Origin of the sequence: Streptomyces sp. NPDC127117 (assembly GCF_042677325.1) — a bacterium.
In the GTDB taxonomy this organism is placed as follows: domain Bacteria; phylum Actinomycetota; class Actinomycetes; order Streptomycetales; family Streptomycetaceae; genus Streptomyces.
Genome location: NZ_JBHXTM010000101.1, coordinates 1 through 17,157, shown reverse-complemented (window position 1 = coordinate 17,157; position 17,157 = coordinate 1). Strand labels below are relative to the sequence as shown.

Annotated in this window: 14 protein-coding genes and 1 pseudogene; 6 read left to right on the top strand and 9 right to left on the bottom strand. The window is 70.9% G+C overall.

The genetic code is table 11. From position 1 onward, the window contains the following. Positions 1 to 211: 211 nt before the first annotated feature. The 3 genes from ACFVH0_RS39520 to ACFVH0_RS39510 form a co-directional block, all read right to left on the bottom strand. Positions 212 to 538 carry a hypothetical protein gene (locus ACFVH0_RS39520; protein ID WP_385828266.1) on the bottom strand — a complete coding sequence of 109 codons (327 nt, stop codon included), beginning with the start codon at positions 536 to 538 and terminating at the stop codon, positions 212 to 214. 91 nt (positions 539 to 629) lie between these two features. Then, positions 630 to 2,264 (bottom strand): ABC transporter permease, encoded by a 1,635-nt coding sequence (locus tag ACFVH0_RS39515; RefSeq protein ID WP_385828265.1) that lies wholly within the window; start codon positions 2,262 to 2,264, stop codon positions 630 to 632. Beyond that, positions 2,261 to 3,190: an ATP-binding cassette domain-containing protein gene (locus ACFVH0_RS39510; protein WP_385828264.1), complete on the bottom strand. Its 930-nt coding sequence runs from the start codon at positions 3,188 to 3,190 to the stop codon at positions 2,261 to 2,263. The genes ACFVH0_RS39515 and ACFVH0_RS39510 overlap by 4 nt, the downstream gene beginning before the upstream one ends. Before the next feature lie 113 nt (positions 3,191 to 3,303). Between ACFVH0_RS39510 and ACFVH0_RS39505 the strand changes: the two genes are divergently transcribed. After that, positions 3,304 to 3,822 carry a GbsR/MarR family transcriptional regulator gene (locus ACFVH0_RS39505; RefSeq protein WP_266770387.1) on the top strand — a complete coding sequence of 173 codons (519 nt, stop codon included), beginning with the start codon at positions 3,304 to 3,306 and terminating at the stop codon, positions 3,820 to 3,822. A gap of 238 nt (positions 3,823 to 4,060) precedes the next feature. Here the strand turns inward: ACFVH0_RS39505 and ACFVH0_RS39500 are convergent, their stop codons facing one another. Then, positions 4,061 to 4,921: a diacylglycerol kinase gene (locus ACFVH0_RS39500; protein WP_385828263.1), complete on the bottom strand. Its 861-nt coding sequence runs from the start codon at positions 4,919 to 4,921 to the stop codon at positions 4,061 to 4,063. Between the two features lie 186 nt (positions 4,922 to 5,107). Here ACFVH0_RS39500 and ACFVH0_RS39495 point away from each other — a divergent pair, with 186 nt between their 5' ends. Beyond that, the gene (locus tag ACFVH0_RS39495) at positions 5,108 to 6,391 is read left to right on the top strand and encodes an adenylosuccinate synthase (protein WP_326766401.1); all 1,284 of its coding nucleotides are present in this window, start codon (positions 5,108 to 5,110) and stop codon (positions 6,389 to 6,391) included. Positions 6,392 to 6,451: 60 nt separating this feature from the next. On the opposite strand, the gene ACFVH0_RS39490 is transcribed toward ACFVH0_RS39495, so the two are convergent. Beyond that, positions 6,452 to 7,981, bottom strand: a complete 1,530-nt coding sequence (locus tag ACFVH0_RS39490) for a PstS family phosphate ABC transporter substrate-binding protein (RefSeq protein ID WP_385828262.1) — start codon at positions 7,979 to 7,981, stop codon at positions 6,452 to 6,454. 243 nt (positions 7,982 to 8,224) lie between these two features. On the opposite strand from ACFVH0_RS39490, the gene ACFVH0_RS39485 reads away from it, so the two are divergent. After that, positions 8,225 to 9,073: a glycoside hydrolase family 19 protein gene (locus ACFVH0_RS39485; RefSeq protein ID WP_385828261.1), complete on the top strand. Its 849-nt coding sequence runs from the start codon at positions 8,225 to 8,227 to the stop codon at positions 9,071 to 9,073. Positions 9,074 to 9,290: 217 nt separating this feature from the next. After that, positions 9,291 to 10,184, top strand: coding sequence for a glycoside hydrolase family 19 protein (locus ACFVH0_RS39480; protein ID WP_385828260.1), 894 nt, complete (start codon positions 9,291 to 9,293; stop codon positions 10,182 to 10,184). A 72-nt stretch (positions 10,185 to 10,256) separates the two neighbouring features. On the opposite strand, the gene ACFVH0_RS39475 is transcribed toward ACFVH0_RS39480, so the two are convergent. After that, positions 10,257 to 11,735: a helix-turn-helix domain-containing protein gene (locus ACFVH0_RS39475; protein WP_385828267.1), complete on the bottom strand. Its 1,479-nt coding sequence runs from the start codon at positions 11,733 to 11,735 to the stop codon at positions 10,257 to 10,259. Between the two features lie 336 nt (positions 11,736 to 12,071). Between ACFVH0_RS39475 and dnaN the strand changes: the two genes are divergently transcribed. Further along, positions 12,072 to 13,199, top strand: a complete 1,128-nt coding sequence (dnaN, locus tag ACFVH0_RS39470) for a DNA polymerase III subunit beta (protein ID WP_385828259.1) — start codon at positions 12,072 to 12,074, stop codon at positions 13,197 to 13,199. A 28-nt stretch (positions 13,200 to 13,227) separates the two neighbouring features. Here dnaN and ACFVH0_RS39465 read toward each other — a convergent pair whose 3' ends face one another. The 3 genes from ACFVH0_RS39465 to ACFVH0_RS39455 all read right to left on the bottom strand — a co-directional run bounded on the left by ACFVH0_RS39465 (position 13,228) and on the right by ACFVH0_RS39455 (position 16,433). Continuing rightward, the gene (locus tag ACFVH0_RS39465) at positions 13,228 to 15,219 is read right to left on the bottom strand and encodes an Ig-like domain repeat protein (protein ID WP_385828258.1); all 1,992 of its coding nucleotides are present in this window, start codon (positions 15,217 to 15,219) and stop codon (positions 13,228 to 13,230) included. A gap of 144 nt (positions 15,220 to 15,363) precedes the next feature. After that, positions 15,364 to 15,600: a DUF397 domain-containing protein gene (locus ACFVH0_RS39460; protein WP_385828257.1), complete on the bottom strand. Its 237-nt coding sequence runs from the start codon at positions 15,598 to 15,600 to the stop codon at positions 15,364 to 15,366. After that, complete coding sequence (locus tag ACFVH0_RS39455; RefSeq protein ID WP_385828256.1) at positions 15,597 to 16,433, bottom strand: Scr1 family TA system antitoxin-like transcriptional regulator; 837 nt, start codon at positions 16,431 to 16,433, stop codon at positions 15,597 to 15,599. Before ACFVH0_RS39455 ends, ACFVH0_RS39460 begins: the two co-directional genes overlap by 4 nt. A 226-nt stretch (positions 16,434 to 16,659) precedes the next feature. Between ACFVH0_RS39455 and ACFVH0_RS39450 the strand changes: the two are divergent. Then, positions 16,660 to 16,988: pseudogene (locus ACFVH0_RS39450) on the top strand (hypothetical protein); the annotation flags it as partial. Positions 16,989 to 17,157 lie beyond the last annotated feature (169 nt).

The following is a 17,157-nucleotide window of genomic DNA, read 5'->3' as shown; positions in this document are numbered from 1 at the left end:
CGGGCTTTGCCATCTGGGCCTGTCTGGAACCGAGGGTGCCGTTGTGACCGCCCCCGGCCCGGCCCCGGCGGCCGCCCCGGGGCCGGGGCCGGGGCAGCGGGCTCGGGGCGGGGCCGGGGGCTGAGGCAGCGGGCTCGGGCGGTGCGGCCGGGGGTTGAGGCGGCGGGCTCGGGCGGTGCGGCCGGGGCCCGACGCCCGGGGCCCTCCGCGTTCAGCACCCCATCTCGCAGTACGTGTACGGGTCCTCCAGCACGTCGAAGACCATTCCGACACCGGCGACAGCGGCGAGCAGCGCCGTCGCCCCGAGCGTCCGCCGCCACTTCCGTCGCGCGAGGTTGATGAGGACGAGCCCGGTCGCGATGCCGCCGAACACCATGACGGGCAGCCCGAACCAGAACACGTCCCATTCCGACTCGCCCTCGAAGCCGAGGATGCCACGCCGGCCGTACGGCACCCAGGCGAGCATCCCGGCGGCCCCGCCCGCGGCGACGACCGCGCACCCTATGACCCCGCGGACGGCTTCCTTTCGGTTCTCCATGATCGAGGTGACGCGGGGACACCGCGGTGAGGTTGCACTTTCCCGGCACTCCCGCCCGCCCCGCGTCACCGTGACGCACCGTCATGCACCGTCACGTCAGGACATCGCGCCTGCGCAGCGCCCCCACCCCGGCCCCGACCAGCACCACCGCGACGGCGGTGAGCGCGAGCACCGGGGCCCATTCCATTCCCGTGCCGCCCGGCAGCTTCGGCAGGTGCGTGAACGGCGATACGTCCATCACCGCCTGCGGCATGTCGACCGCGGGCCCGAGCCACCCCAGCGCCAGACAGATCCCGGCGACGCCCCAGGACGCCACCGCCGCCTTCGGGAACGCCCCGTACAGCAGGACCGTCACCCCGCCCAGCAGCCAGATCGCCGGCAGCTGCACCAGCGACGCGCCCAGCACGGTCGGGAGTTCGTGGCCGTAGCCCACGGCCAGGCCGAGGCCGCCGACCACCATGAGCAGGGCCGCCCCGCCGAACGCGATGACCAGATGACCGGCCGCCCAGCCGATCCGGCCCACCCCGCCCGCCAGCACCGGCTCGGCGCGCCCGGCGGTCTCCTCGCCGTGCAGCCGCAGCACCGACGCGACGATGTACAGCGCCGCGACCATCCCGAGCACGGAGACCATCGCGGCGAGGAACGCGTCGGTCAGCCCGGCCTGTCCGCCCATCCGCTCGAAGATCTCCCGGGTCTTCTCGTTGTCGCCGACGAGATCGGCCGCCCCGCCGGTCAGCCCGCCGAAGGCGACACCGACCACTGCGAAGGAGAGCGTCCACCCGGTCAGCGCACCGCGCTGGAGCCGCAGCGCGAGCCCGAACGCCGTGGAGATCCGCCCCTGCGCGGGCCCCGGTCTCGTCGCCAGGAAGCTCATCCCGACATCGCGCCGCCCGGCCAGCCCGTACGCCAGAACGGCCTGCACCGCGACGGCCGCCGCGAAGACGAGCAGCACCCACCAGCGCTCGTCCCCGTACGCCCGGACGTTCTCCGCCCAGCCGATGGGGGAGAGCCAGGTCAGCACGGACGAGCCGTCGTCCGACGCGGAATCGCCCGCCGCCTTCAGGACGAACGCGGCGCCGAGCACCGCCGCCGTGAGCCCCTTGGCGAGCCGGGCGCTCTCGGTGAACTGCGCGGCGATCGCCGCCGTGCAGGCGAACAGCACCCCCGTCCCGGCGACCGCCAGGGCGAGCGCCGCCGCCCCGGCACCGCTCGCACCTGATCCCGCCAGGCCCGCCGCGATCACCAGCGCCAGTGCCGCGTTGGCTGTCACGGCGGCGAGCAGGGCGGCGGTCAGTGGGGCGCGGCGCCCCACCATCGCGGAGGAGAGCATCTCCTGACGGCCGGTCTCCTCTTCCTCCCGGGTGTGCCGGACGACGACGATCAGGCTCATCACGGCCGCCAGCACCGCTCCGAAGGCGGCCATCCGCCAGCTCACGAGCCCGCCGACCGAGTCGTCGAAGACCGGTCCGTACATGGCGCGGAGCGAGCTGTTGCCGTTCATCGACGCGGCGAGCTCGGCGCGCTGCGCGGCGGTGCCGTAGATCGAGGTGAGGGAGCCGGAGACGGAGGCGAAGGAGCCGCCGAGCACGAGCACCCAGACCGGCATCATGATCCGGTCGCGCCGCAGCGCCAGCCGCAGCAGCCGCCACGTCCCGGCGAGCTGCCCGGCCGTGGCCCCGGTCCGGCGCCGGGCACCGGCCGGGGTGGTCATGGTCACGGCGGTCATCGCGCCATCACCCCCGCACCCTCGCCGTCGGCGGCGTCCGTGGCGTCCGACGCGTAGTGGCGCAGGAAAAGCTCCTCCAGGGTGGGCGGAGTGCTGGTCAGCGTCCGGACGCCGGAGGCGGTGAGCGACTTGAGGACGGCGTCCAGCTTGTCCGTGTCGACCTGGAGCGTGACCCGAAGACCCTGCACATCGAGGTCGTGGACGCCGGGCAGCCGGGCGAGGCCGTCGGGCGCGGTGGCCAGCTCGGCGCTGATGTTCGTGCGCGTCAGGTGGCGCATGTCCGCGAGCGAGCCCGTCTCGACCGTGCGCCCCTGGCGGATGATGCTGACCCGGTCGCAGAGCGTCTCGACCTCGCTGAGGATGTGGCTGGAGAGCAGGACCGTCCGTCCGCGCGCACGCTCCTCGGCCACGCAGTCCTGGAAGACCTCCTCCATCAGCGGGTCGAGTCCGCTGGTGGGTTCGTCCAGGATCAGCAGATCCACATCGGAGGCGAAAGCGGCGACCAGGGCGACCTTCTGGCGGTTGCCCTTGGAGTACGTACGCCCCTTCTTGGTGGGGTCGAGCTCGAACCGGTCGACGAGATCGGCGCGCCGGGTCCGGTCGAGGCCGCCGCGCAGGCTCCCGTACAGGTCGATCACCTCGCCGCCGGAGAGGTTGCGCCACAGCGTGACGTCACCCGGGACGTACGCGACCTTCCGGTGGAGCTCCACCGCGTCGTGCCACGGGTCGCGGCCGAGCAGCTGGGCGGCGCCGGAGTCGGCCCGCAGCAGCCCGAGCAGCACCCGGATGGTGGTGGACTTCCCGGAGCCGTTGGGCCCGAGGAAGCCGTGGACCTCGCCGGTCTCGACGGTGAGGTCGAGGCCGTCCAGCGCGTGGGTGCGGCCGAACGACTTGTGCAGTCCGGCCACCGTGATCGCCTTCGTCATGTTTTGAAGCTACGCTACTTTCACAAATTTGTGAAGTTAAGGAAGCGTATAAAGTTGGCGTCACGGCGAGGCCGAAAGACCGGGGGCCGGAAATCAGGGGAGACGATCGGGCGATGACCAGCGAGACCGAAGAGAACACGCGCTCCGGGCGTGACGAGGAGGCCGTGTCACGGTTCGTGGAGCGGTTCGCGTCCGAGATGACCGAGGCGGGGATGCAGCGGATGGCGTCCCGTGTCTTCGCCGCGCTCCTCGCGGACGACGACGGGTCCATGACCTCCGCCGAGCTCGCCGTGGCGCTGCAGATCAGCCCGGCGGCCGTGTCCGGCGCGGTCAGCTACCTCACGCAGGTCAGCATGGTCGGCCGCGAACGCGACCCGGGCTCGCGCCGCGACCGCTACCGCCTGATCGACGAGGTCTGGTTCTCCACCTTCGCCAGCCGGGACCGGGTGCTGACCCGCTGGGAGAGCACCCTCAAGGAGGGCGTCCGCATCCTGGGCGAGGACACCCCGGCCGGCGCCCGGATCGCCGAGACGGTGGCGTTCTTCGAGTTCCTGCAGGCGGAGCTGGTCGGGATGATGGACCGCTGGCACGAGCACCGCAAGACGCTCGACCTCCCGAACCGCCCCGTGTGACCCGTCACATCGGGCCGGGGAGCAGCTCCGCCACGGCTTCGAGGGCCACGGGGTCGGACGGGTCGACATCCAGGGCCCGCGCCCAGGCCCGCGCCCGCGTCCAGGGCCCGGGCCCGCGCCCGCGTCCAGGCCCGCGCCCCTGGGCCGGACGCTATCCCCGCCGTCGCCGGCAGCATCAGTCCCCAGGCCCGCGCCTCCGCCCCCGCCCCCGCCCAGGCTCCCGCCCCTGGGCCGGACGCTATCCCCCCGCCGCCGCAGGCAGCATCAGTCCCCAGGCCCCCGCCCGCACCGTCCACGTCCTCGTCCGGACCGGGCCGCCGACCTGTATGTCCGCCCGGTAGCGGAAGTCCGCGCCCGAGACCGTGACGGCCTTCGCCTCCGTCGTCACCGGATCGGCCGAAGGCGGGCGGATCACCACTTCCGCGAGGCCCCCGTCACCGCCCCGGGAGGTCACCGTCACCGATTCGACCGGGTGGTCCAGGTCGTTCAGCAGCACGCCGTCGGCCTCGACCCGCAGCCGGTGCGTGGGCGGCGGGGCGGCGGGTGCCGACGGGGCGGGGCGCACCAGGGTGCGGACCAGATTGCGGCAGGTGTCCCAGACCGCCGTGACCCCCGTGTGCGCGCCCGCCGCGCCCGGCAGCGTGCTCAGCGCCGGGATGTGCAGCGCGCCCAGGACCACGCCGTCACTGTCGTCGACCAGCAGGTCGAGCCTGCGCGCGGCGCCGTCCAGCGCGGTGCGCGCCGCCGCCACCGCCCCCATGGGCACGCCGAGCGAATGGGCCAGTTCCAGCGCCGCCGCGGTGCCGACGGGGATCAGCGAGAGCACGCTCCCGTCCGGCTCCCGCTCCCGGTACAGCTGGGCCACCGCCCGCCGCAGCGCGCGGTCGTCGCCGACCACCACCGGCCGCCTCCCGCCCCGGCGGGACAGGGCCCTGGCGAATTCCTCGGGCCCGTCGGGCAGGCAGATCTTGGCGTGCGAACCGGCGCTCAGCACGTCCTTCGCGATACGCACGGACTCGCCGTCGGTCCGGCGGGCGACCGGGTCGATGACCACCAGCAGCTGGTGCGCACCGTCGCCGGGGGGCTGGGCAGCCGACACCTCGGTCCTTCCTCGGGTAGCATCTTGGTGCAAGAGCCCCTTGCGCTATTGCGCCAGGGGCTTCGTCTATTCCGGGGCACCCGGTTCGACGGTTCAGGCCTTGTCGTACATCGTCGTACGGCATGTACGACGTTTACGTACGCCCCCTGACCTTGGACATGCCCCGCCCGGAAGGGGTGTACGCCTGTGCCCGCACTTGTGCTGCTCGGTGCTCAGTGGGGTGACGAGGGCAAGGGAAAGGCCACCGACCTCCTCGGTGGATCCGTGGACTATGTGGTGCGCTACCAAGGCGGCAACAACGCCGGCCATACGGTGGTCGTCGGTGACCAGAAGTACGCACTGCATCTCCTCCCCTCCGGAATCCTTTCGCCGGGGTGTACCCCGGTCATCGGAAACGGTGTCGTCGTCGACCCGGCCGTCCTGCTCTCCGAGCTGAGTGGGCTGAACGACCGCGGCGTGGACACGTCCAAGCTGCTGATCAGCGGCAATGCCCATTTGATCACCCCGTACAACGTCACGATCGACAAGGTGACGGAACGGTTCCTCGGGAAGCGCAAGATCGGCACGACCGGCCGTGGCATCGGCCCGACGTACGCCGACAAGATCAACCGGGTGGGCATCCGCGTCCAGGACCTCTACGACGAGTCGATCCTGGAGCAGAAGGTCGACGCGGCCCTGGAACAGAAGAACCAGCTCCTCGCCAAGGTCTTCAACCGCCGCGCCATCGAGTCCGGCAAGATCGTCGAGGAGATGCTCCAGTACGCGGAGCAGATCAAGCCCTACGTCGCCGACACGACGCTGATCCTGAACGACGCCATCGACGCGGGCAAGGTCGTCCTCTTCGAGGGCGGTCAGGGCACGCTGCTCGACGTCGACCACGGCACGTACCCCTTCGTCACCTCGTCGAACCCGACCGCGGGCGGCGCCTGCACCGGTGCCGGCGTGGGCCCGACGAAGATCAGCCGGGTCATCGGCATCCTCAAGGCGTACACCACCCGTGTCGGCGCCGGTCCGTTCCCGACGGAGCTGCTCGACGAGGACGGCGAGGCGCTGCGCCGGATCGGTGGCGAGCGCGGTGTCACCACCGGCCGTGACCGTCGCTGCGGCTGGTTCGACGCGGTCATCGCGCGGTACGCGACCCGGGTCAACGGTCTCACCGACTTCTTCCTCACCAAGCTGGACGTGCTGACCGGCTGGGAGCAGATCCCGGTGTGCGTGGCGTACGAGATCGACGGCAAGCGCGTCGAGGAACTCCCGTACAGCCAGACCGACTTCCACCACGCGAAGCCGGTCTACGAGATGCTGCCGGGCTGGTCCGAGGACATCACGAAGGCCAAGACCTTCGGTGACCTGCCGAAGAACGCACAGGCGTACGTGAAGGCGCTGGAGGACATGTCCGGCGCCCCGATCTCCGCGATCGGTGTCGGCCCCGGCCGCACCGAGACCATCGAGATCAACTCCTTCCTGTAGGCGGGACAGCCCGAAGGGGCCGGGGCGGCCCGAAGGAGCCGCCCCGGCCCCTTCGCGCGTTCACCCCTCGCCGCAGATCCGCAGCGCCTCCGGCGTGGCGCACGGCAGGTGGCCGCGGGCGCGGATCACGTCCTGGCCGTTGCCCCGGGTGAGGTAGCCCAGGAAGCCGGCGGTCAGCGAGTCGGTGGGCGGCCGGCCGTAGGTGTAGGCGTACTCGATCTCGCGGTACGGGTAGCTGCCGGAGCCGATCGTGTCGGCGGACGGGGTGGCCGAGTCGATGGCGAGCGGGTGGGCTCCGCGCAGCGGTGTGCCCAGGCGCAGTTCGCTGTAGCCGATCGCACCGTCACGCCGGCCGACCATGGCCAGGACCTGTTCGGTGGAGTCGAGTTCGCAGCGGACCACCCGGGCCCTCGCGTCGTCCTTGGTGGTGCAGTCGCGGGAGGACTGGGCCGGTTCGTTGTGGCCGAGCACGCGGCGCTGGAAGACCTCGCGGGTGCCGGAGTTGGCGTCCCGGCTGACCAGGAGCACGGGCAGGTCGGGGCCGCCCAGGGTCTTCCAGTTGCGGATCTCGCCGCGGTAGATCCGCCGGACGTCGGTGAGGCTCAGGTTCTTCAGCCCGACCCGGTCGTTGACGACGAGGCGGAAGAGCGAGACGGCGACCCGGCTCTCGCGCAGCTGCGGGAAGCCGTCCGGCCTGGGCCCGTCGGAGAAGGCGATCACGGCGGGCGAGCCGGACTTCCCGGCCTCGGCGCCCCGGTCCGCGAGGTCGCGTATTCCGGCGTTGCTGCCGTGCACCTGCACGCGGATGTCGGAGCCCTCGCACTCCTGCTCGTACTTCTTCGCCAGATCCAGCAGGGCCGGCCTGAAGGCGGTGGAACCGGTCACGACCAGCGTGCCGCGCCGGCAGCCCATCGGGGGCGGGGTGCCGTCGCGCACCAGGATGATCGAGGCCAGCGTGACGACGCAGACGGTCAGCGCGACGGTGATCAGCCGGGCGGCCGGGCCGAACAGCGGGGGCTTGTCGTCGGGGCGGACTGCCCGGTTGGGGCCGACCTCGCCGTCCTGGATGCCGCCGATGATGCGGATGGGGCTGTCCACGGCCGCCCCGGTGAGCAGCACCAGCAGTTTGAAGTGCTCGCCCCGGTTGAGCGGTACGCGCGGCAGCCGGATGCGTGATCCGCTCTGGCGCAGCCCGCCGTCCGGGGTGAAGTGCTCCATCAGGTGGTCGGCGCCGGGCGCGTGCGTGACCGCGACGCCGTGGACCGTGCGTCCGGTGAACTCGGCGGTCAGCCCGTGGAGTCCGCGTCCGGTGTAGTCGTTGTCGGCGATGGACTGCGAGCCGTCGTTCTCGATCCGGAGCAGGACGAGCGTGGCATCGTCCATGTCCGGTGTCTCGCCGAAGAGGCCGAGCCGCACATTGGCCCGCCCCAGGCCCGCCTCGCTGCCGATCGGGGTGTCCATCTGTACGCGGTAGCCGATCCGCTTGCGGCGGGGCACCCGGCGCTCGTACCAGAGCACCCCTATGGAGGCCAGGACGCCCAGTACGGCGGTTGCCACGGCCACGATGTTCTCGGCACTGAGCCACTCCACGGTCCTCGCCCCCCTGAGGGATCCTGCGGTCACCGTACGTACGGAGCAAGGGAGTCGGCGGTGCCGGGAGGGTCCTGTCGGGTGGTGTTCGCCCGTTGTTCGCCGGCTGGTCCAGACCTTGACAGGTCCAGACCAGTGGGGCTTGAGTGGCGGGACATCCGGACGGCCCGCCGAGGTGTTCGGCGTGCCCTGTCGAAGGAGTGAGCAGCGCTGAAGACGACACGGGTCAAGAGCCTTCTGGTCGTGCTGGGTTCCGTCCTCGCGACGGCCGCCTCCGCCCCGGCCGCCACCGCCACCACCGACCGGCCGGCCGCGCAGTGCGCGCCGGTGTGGAGTTCGTCGACCGCCTACACGGCCGGTGGTACGGTCTCGCACCACGGCCGCAACTGGACGGCCAAGTGGTGGACGCGGAACGAGAATCCGGGCGCCACGGGCGTCTGGGACGACCGGGGGGCCTGTACGGGCGGGGTCTCGGACTTCGTCGTCAGCGAGGCGCAGTTCGACGAGATCTTCCCGGACCGCAACCCCTTCTACACGTACCAGGGCCTGATCGACGCCCTGCATGCCTACCCGCGCTTCGCGAACACCGGTACGCCCGCCATGCGCGCCCGGGAGGCGGCGGCGTTCCTGACCCACGCGGACTTCGAGTCGGTCGGGCTCCAGTACGTGAAGGAGATCAACGAGGACAACTACTGGCGCAAGTGCGACTACGGCCAACCGTACGGCTGCCCGGCGGGGCAGAAGGCGTACTACGGCCGGGGTCCGATCATGTTCAGCTGGAACTTCAACTACAAGGCCGCGGGCGACGCGCTCGGTCTCGATCTGCTCGACGACCCCTGGCTCGTCGAGCGGGATCCGTCCGTCGCCTGGCAGACCGCGCTCTGGTACTGGAACACCCAGAACGGCCCCGGCACGATGACCTCTCACGAGGCGATGGTCGGCGGCGCGGGCTTCGGCGAGACGATCCGTTCGCTCAACGGGGCCCTGGAGTGCGACGGCGGCAACCCCGCCTCGGTCGCGGCCCGGGTCGCCAAGTACGAGCGGATCACGTCCGTCCTCGGCACGACACCGGGCTCCGGACTGACCTGTTGACGCGCCGCCACATGTCGCCGCATGCCGCCACGCGTCGCCGCACGCCGTCACGCGATGCGCGCGATGCGCCGTCCGTGCGCCCCCGGATGCTTCCCTGCACGGACCTCTCTTCTGGTCTAGACCTTGACAGGTACAGACCAGTGCCGCTTGAGTGGCGGCCAACCCCCCATGGCGGCGCACCGCTCGGATCGGTGCGCCGCACCGAAGGAGTGATCGCATGATCAGGCGCTTCATGGGTCTGCTGACCGCGTTGGCCGCGGTCGCCGCGACGATCGTCTTTCTCCCCGCGGCCACCGCCGGCGCCGCCGCAGCCGCGGCCTGCGCGACCCCCTGGAACTCCTCGTCCGTCTACACCGGTGGCGGATCCGCCTCCTACAACGGGCACAACTGGACCGCCAAGTGGTGGACCCAGAACGAGACCCCCGGCAGCTCCGACGTCTGGGCGGACCAGGGCAGTTGTGGCGACGGCGGCACCGACCCGGGCACCCCGTCCGGCTTCGTCGTCAGCGAGGCGCAGTTCAACCAGATGTTCCCGAACCGGAATTCGTTCTACACGTACCAGGGGCTGACCGCGGCCCTGAGCGCGTACCCGGGCTTCGCGAACACCGGCAGCGACACCGTCAAGCGTCAGGAGGCGGCGGCGTTCCTCGCCAACGTCAGCCACGAGACTGGCGGTCTGGTGTACGTGGTCGAGCAGAACACGTCCAACTACCCGCACTACTGCGACAGCAGCCAGCCCTACGGCTGCCCGGCCGGGCAGGCCGCGTACTACGGCCGCGGCCCGATCCAGCTCAGCTGGAACTTCAACTACAAGGCCGCCGGTGACGCGCTCGGCATCGACCTGCTGGGCAACCCGTACCTCGTCGAGCAGAACGCCTCCGTCGCCTGGAAGACCGGCCTCTGGTACTGGAACACCCAGAACGGCCCCGGCACGATGACCGCCCACAACGCCATGGTGAACGGCGCCGGGTTCGGCGAGACCATCCGCTCCATCAACGGCACCCTGGAGTGCAACGGAGGCAACCCCTCCCAGGTCCAGAGCCGTATCGACCGCTACCAGGCGTTCGTGCAGATCCTCGGCACCACCCCGGGTTCCAACCTGAGCTGCTGACCTGTGGCTCCCGCTGTCCCCCACCCGGCGGGGGCGTGCCCGGCTCCGGCCGGACACGCCCCCGTTCCGGGTTCAGCGGGCGGCGTCGGGCTCCGCGAGGTCCAGGGCCCGGAAGGCGAGCCACAGGTCGTAACGGGCGCTGGGTGTCTGGAGCAGTGAACGGCCCAGGACGGATTCGAGCCGGGTGAGGCGCTTGCGGACGCCCGGCACCGAGATCCCCAACGCGTCGGCGGACGCGGTGAGCTGGGCCTCGCACTCCAGCCAGGTGCGGAGGGTTTCCCGCGGGTCGGCGGAGTTCTTCGCCGTGCCGGGTCCGGTGAGCGGGCGCAGTTGCTGGGCCGCCCATTCCCGTACGGCCGGCACGCCCAGGATGTCGTCCAGGCCGAGCGGCGGCCGGGCCGCCCGCTCGTCCCGGCCGGTCCTGCCGGACCCGGTGGGGGTGGCGCGGATGCGCAGGGCCAGGTCGAGGGCGGCCTGGTCGCCGACCCGGTTCAGGTCCAGGCCGAGCAGTTCGCCGATCAGCCGGAGCCGGGCGGCCAGGGTGTTGCGGTGGATCTTCAGATGCTGGGTCGCGTGCGAGGAGAAGGCCAGCCAGGAGGTGAGCGTCGCCGCGAGCTCCTGGCTGCCCGGGTCCTGGCTGCGGCGCGGCAGATAGGTGAGCAGCGGGTGCAGCAGCCCGTCCGCCCACCGCGCCCCGGCCGCCCCGGCGGCCACGGCCGGGTCCGGTGCCGAGCCGAAGCGGGCGTGCCGGGCGGGCAGCCCGCGGGCCACCGCCAGCGCGTGGAACGCCTGGCGGTAGCCGGTCGCGGTGTCGGCCAGCGGTACGTCCTCGCTCACGCCCGCGACGCACTCGGGGACCGCCTCCGCGACCCGGAGGCCGAGCCGCTGTTCGGCCGCGCTCGCGTCGGACGGCACGACGAGGATCAGATGGCGGGCATACACGGGGCAGCGGACGATCCAGGACCGGCCGCCGGACAGCTCCACACAGATCCGCGCCACCTCGTCCCGGCGGCCGGCCGGGCACTCCACGACGTACACCCGGACGGGGTCGGGAAGGTTGGGCTTCAGCGCGCCCGCCACCTGGTGGGCGATGGACAGCTGCCCCGTCATGAGCAGATGCAGTACCGCTTCCCGGCTGCGGGACTCCGCGAGGTCGACGCGGCGCCGCTTGCGTTCCACCGCCTCCGCCGTCCAGCACATGGCGAGCGGCATCGCCACGTCGGCGAGCAGGATGGCGAGCCCGTCCGGCAGCGGGCGGGGCGCGACCACGGCCAGGATCGGGGCGGCGGCGTCCGGCGGTCCGTCCAGCGGGAACAGCAGCGCGGTGTGCGTGCCCCGGTCGAAGGAGAAGGAGCGGGCGTCGAGCCCCGGCAGCTTCTTCGCGTACTCGCGTGCCAGCGCGGCCGCCTCCACGCCGGTGCCGTCCGCGCTCCGGGTCACGCCGTGCAGCACGGTGCCGTCCCCGTCGAGCAGCCCGGCCCAGCCCGCCGCCCGGCCGGACACCCAGTGCAGCAGCTTCTGGGATCCGCCGGACCGGGCCAGCCGGTACATCCTCAGTACGTCGTCGGCCCGTTCCCGCGTGCGCACAAGTCCTCCACTCCAGCCAAAAACCGGAACGAAGGCTACCGGTTTGATTGTGCGGACTGATACCCATGACGGTCCACACAGTGCGAATCGAAGCTTTCGGGTACGTACCCGAGGACCTAGAGTCCCAACACGGTTGCGGCACCCTCGGGGGAGGGGTACGGGGGCGACAGCAGCGGCTCACGGGGGTGGCCGCTGTCGCGTCGGCCGCAACCGTTCTTCTTCTTCCGTTGTCAGTGGCGGCCCCTAGTGTCGGCTCGCGATCGCGTCCGCGATCGGAGTCGACGGGGAGAGGCCGCCGCCATGGAATTCCGCATTGAGCGCAGCGCACTGACCGATGCCGTGGCCTGGGCCGCCCGGGTGCTGCCCACGCGCTCGCCCGTCCCCGTGCTGGGCGGGCTGCTGCTGGAGGCGGCGGACGGACGGCTGAGCATCTCGGGGCTGGACTACGAGGCGTCCGCCCGCATCGAAGTGGCGGCGGAGACCGTACGGGCCGGGAAGGTGCTGGTCATGGGCCGCCGGCTGCTCGATGTCTGCAAGGTGCTGCCCGAGAAGGTGGTGGAGTGCGCCGTCGAGGGTTCGCGGTTCTCGCTGGCGAGTGACGGTGCCCGGTTCGGCCTCTCGGTGCTGCCGTTCGACGACTACCCGGCCCTGCCGTCGCTGCCGGAGGTGCTCGGCGCGGTGGACGCGGAGGAGTTCGCGGCGGCCGTCGCCCATGTGGCGGTGGCGGCGGGCCGGGACGACACACTGCCGACGCTGACCGGCATCCGGCTGGCGCTGGACGGCGACACGATGACGCTCGCCGCCACGGACCGCTACCGGTTCGCGGTGCGCACGCTCTCCTGGAAGCCCGGCCGGGACGGAGTCTCGGCCGATGTCGTGGTCTCCGCCCGCAGGCTCACCGAGATCGCCCGCTCCTTCGGCCGGGGCGGCACGGTCAGCCTGGCCCTGGACGGCGGTTCGGCCGGCTTCGAGCTGGCCGGGACGCGTACGACGGTGCGGCTGCTCGACGGCCGGCTGCCGCGCCACGACAAGCTGTTCACGCTGACCGGCGCGGTCACGGCCGAGACGGACCGGGCGCCCCTGGTCGAGGCCGTCAAGCGGGTCGCCGTCGTCGCGGAGGGCGGCAGTCCGCTCCAGCTCGCCTTCTCCGAGGGCTCGGTGCTGCTCCAGGCGGGCTACGAGGACGACGTCGCCTCCCAGCGCCTGCCCGCCGTGCTGGAGGGCGCCGAGGATCTGACGGTCGCCTTCAACCCCGCGTATCTGATGGACGCGCTGGGCTCGTTCGACGCCTCTGTGATCCGGTTCGAGCTGATGGGCCCGGGGCAGCGGGCGATGGTGACCGGCCGTCCGGCTGCCGGGGACGCGCAGCCGGACGGTGGCCGCCCCGCTCACCAGCACCTTCTGATGTCGGCGAGGCCGCTGGTGTAGAGCGGGGCGGGGTCGGGGCGCCGGGCGGCTACTTCGTGAAGATGAAGTACTGCCAGGCGCCGTGCGTGGTCGAGTTCACCGTGTCGCCCGAGGTGCCGTTGACGTACGAGGCACGGACGCGCATCCGGTAGCCCGTGTCATGGGTGCCCTTCAGCGTCACGATGGACTTCCCGCTGGTGCCGAGCTTGAAATACTGCGAGCCCGCGTCGTACCACTTGCCCTGGTAGTACAGCTCCAGGGACAGCTTGTGCGCGCGGTTCTTGTAGTACGTCATCGTCGTCGTGAAGACCGGGTCGGTCTTCTTGTGGAAGTACCGGTACGACGTCTTGCCGATCTTCGCCGTCTTGTACTGCTTCGCGATGGAGGTCGAGACCTTCACCTTGGCGAAGGCGGTCGACGTGACCTTCTTCGAGGTGTACCGGCCGTCGCCCTTGAAGACCGCGGTGACGGTGGTGTCCCGGGTCATGTCGACCTTGGTCGACAGGTTGCCCTTGGAGTCGACCTTGCCGGTCCGCACCAGCTTGTTCGGCTTGTCCGAGCCGAACGGGTCCACCCACAGCTCGACGGTGCGGTTCTTGTACGTCTTGCCGAGGTGCGCGGTGAACGTCACGTCGGTGCCGTACGAGTACAGCGCCTTGTTGTGGTTCACGGTCAGCGAGGTGACCGTCCGGGGCACGGCGACCTTGTCGGAGCCGGAAGCCGCGGAGTGGGTCGCGTCGCCCGCGTACGACACCTTGTAGGTGACCTGGCCACCGGCGGTCGGGGTGTCGGTGAAGGAGAAGCTGCCGTCCGACTTGAGGGTCACCGAGGGCAGCGCCTTGCCCTTGGGCGACTCGATGTCGGTGCGCGTCACGGTGGCCTTGGAGCCCGCCGGGAACGCGCCGTCGGACTTCACCCGGCCGGTGACGGTGAGCTTCTTGTTGAGCGCGGACTTCGCCGGGGCGTCGACCGTGACGGTGCTCGCGGACTTCACGGCGTCGGTGAGCACCCGCAGCGAACGGACGCCCAGGCTGTTGGCGGTGACCGCGAACAGCCTGCTGGTGTCCGGCGCCCAGGCCAGCCCCGCGTCCATCAGGGTGTCCGCGCCGCTGCTGTTCCCGGTGTTGGGGAACTCGTACGTCCGGACGGGCTTGGTGGTGTTGCCGGGCTTGTAGACGTAGACGTCCGGGTCGTACCAGGCGGACGATCCCGCGGCGACCGTGCCGTTCGGGGCGATGTCGATCGCGTTGGGGTACGAGGTGGACGGGTACGCGGCCCCCCGCGTGAGGTCCGCCGTGTTGTACGCCTGGTGCAGGTACGGGGCCGCACTGGCCACCACGATCTGCTTGCCGTCCGGGGTCAGCGCCAGGTCGCGCATGTTGCCGCCGTCGACGGAGGCGTGCGCGGTCCGCGTTGCCGTCCCCGAGGCGACGTCGTACACCGCGAGTTCCGCGGGGCTCTGCGTCTCGATGCCGGCGGCCAGCGTGCCCGGTGCGCCGGGCGTGGACGCCAGGGTCGGGGCGGAGAACCAGGTGCGGTCCTGGTCCTGGTCCAGGGTGACGACCGGCTCGGCGCCGGACAGGTCGAGCGATCCGATGTTGCCCTCGCCCGCCGCCCCGTACCCGAACCAGAGCTTGCCGCCCGCCAGCGCCGGGTGCTTCGGGTCGGTGCCCTCGCCGGTCGCGTACCGGGCGGACTCCTTGAGCCCGGCCGTGTCGATGGTGACGATCGCGTCGGCGCCCGGCACGGCGGCGTACAGCGTGCCGGAGTCGGCGGAGAGTTCGAGGCCGGTCACACCCGGCAGGGACGCGATGGTGCCGACGACCGCGCCGTTGTAGTCGGTGACGAGCACCTTGCCGCCGGTCGGGTCACTGATGAAGACCCGCTTGTGCACACCGTCCGCGACGATGTCGCCGACCGACGCGGCGGGAAGGACCTTGCTGGAGTCGGCGGCGGCCGGATTCGCCGCCCCGCCGACCAGAACCACTGAGCTGAAGAGGACCGCGAGCGAGGTCGCGGCCGAGATTCTGCGCGTACGCAAAATGATTTACCCCCACGGTAAGAGAGGGCCGTGGCACCCGAGATGAGAGGGGTGCGGCCCACGAACGCAGGGTATGTCATGGCGTCCACAAGTCCTACACATTTGCCGGGCCGGGGCAGGACGCCTCTTCGGCCCGGCGAAACGTCAGTCCACCCAGGTGAGGAACGTCGCCCAGGCGTCGGGGGCGACCGCGAAGGTGGGGCCTTCGGGCACCTTGGAGTCCCGGATGTGGACAGAGTGGGGGCAGGTGGCCACCTCGATGCACTCGCCGCCGCTGGAGCTGCTGTACGAGGACTTGTGCCAGTCGAAGGCGACCTCGATGCAGTTGCCGCCGCCACTGTCGCTGTAGCTGGACTTGAACCACCTAAGGGTGCTGCTCATTCCTCTACTCCTGCCAACCGCTCGATGAGGTCCAGCGATTCACGAGGACCCATGGCCTGTGACCGGATCTTCGCATAGCGCTGGGCGCGCGTGCTCACCTCAGCGGGATCGCTGATCAGCAGGCTTTCGTCCTGAACTTCCAGAAAGAGCAGGCGTTCGTGATTCGGGGTCTCGACCAGGTTGATGTCTCCTCGGTCTCCAGCGTGCTCCCCGCTCAGTCCGCAGTCCAGCGGCAGTACCTGAAGCGTGACGTTGCGGCGTTGCGCGCACTTCGCGAGGTGCCGCATCTGGTCCCGCATGATCTCCTCGCTGCCGATGCCCCGAGTCAGGACGGACTCCTCCAGGACCAACTCGATCAGTGCCGTCGGCTCTCGGTCGAACAGTGCCCTGCGGGCTGTCCGCGCCTCGACCAGCTCCTCAACCCGAGAGTCGGACAGCGTTGGGTAGCCGCCCCCGATCAGCGCCCGCGCGTACGCCTCCGTCTGGAAGAGCCCATGGACCACGAACGCGGCGTACAGCTCAAGCCTGACCGCGCTTTGTTCAAGTAGCGCGTAGTTCTTGAACTGCGGCGGATAGGCCTCCATCCGCATGTACAGCCGCGCCCGCTCGAAGATGCCCATGCTGTCCCCGAGTACCCGCTCCAGTCCCACCAGCATGTCGTCGCTCGCGGGTTGCGCACACGTCTCCATGGCGCTCACCGCCGCCGCCGAGAAGCCGATGAGCTTTCCGAGCTGATCCTGGGTCATCTTTTTCCGCAGCCGTGCCCTTTTGGCCACATCGGCCACCAACTTGGCCGTCGGACTCGCCGTTTCCTTGTTTTCCGCTCGCGCCATCGCGATCCCTTTTCGACTCGACCGGTCTCAACCGGTCACTACCCAGCCCCGCCGAACTCGACTGAGTTTCAGGGAAGTTCGCGCAGGTCAACGGGTAGGCGACGCCCCTCGTCAGTCACGTAAAACGGTAACCAACAAGGGTGAGACTGGTCCTGTGAATGCGCCGAAAAGTGAACTGAACCTTGAGTGGATTCCGTACTCCGGATTTCAACTGCGCAAAGCGGGCGTGCAATTCGACGCCGTGCGCGTGGACGGAGAAGAAGGGCGTCGGCTGGCCCTGCTGATGGAGGCGATCACGGGAGGCGAGCCCGGCCCCGTCGTCGCCGAGGCGAACGGGCGGCGGGCGGTGTACTTCCTCGTCCGGCGGGGACCACGGCCCGCCGGACGTGGCCGGCCGGGGTCACCGAGCTGAACGCTGCGGCGGGCCGGGTCAGTTACGTACCGATCCCGGCGCTGAGCGGCCGGACATGGCCGCTGACGTGGCACTACCCGCCCACGGTGCCGGGCAGGTTCGTCCATACGCTGCTGCTGCTCAACGCGGCGTTCGCGTTGCTGGGCAGCACGAAACGGCCGACACCCGGACCGGCCCGCGAACGGGACCGGCCGGACGCCGGCCGAACCGGGGAGGACTAGAGTCTGTCTGACAAATGATCATCTGGCCGGTTCGCGGAGCCAGAGGATCAGCGAGGCCAGGACGACTCCGGCGCGGTAGCGGTTGGCGAGC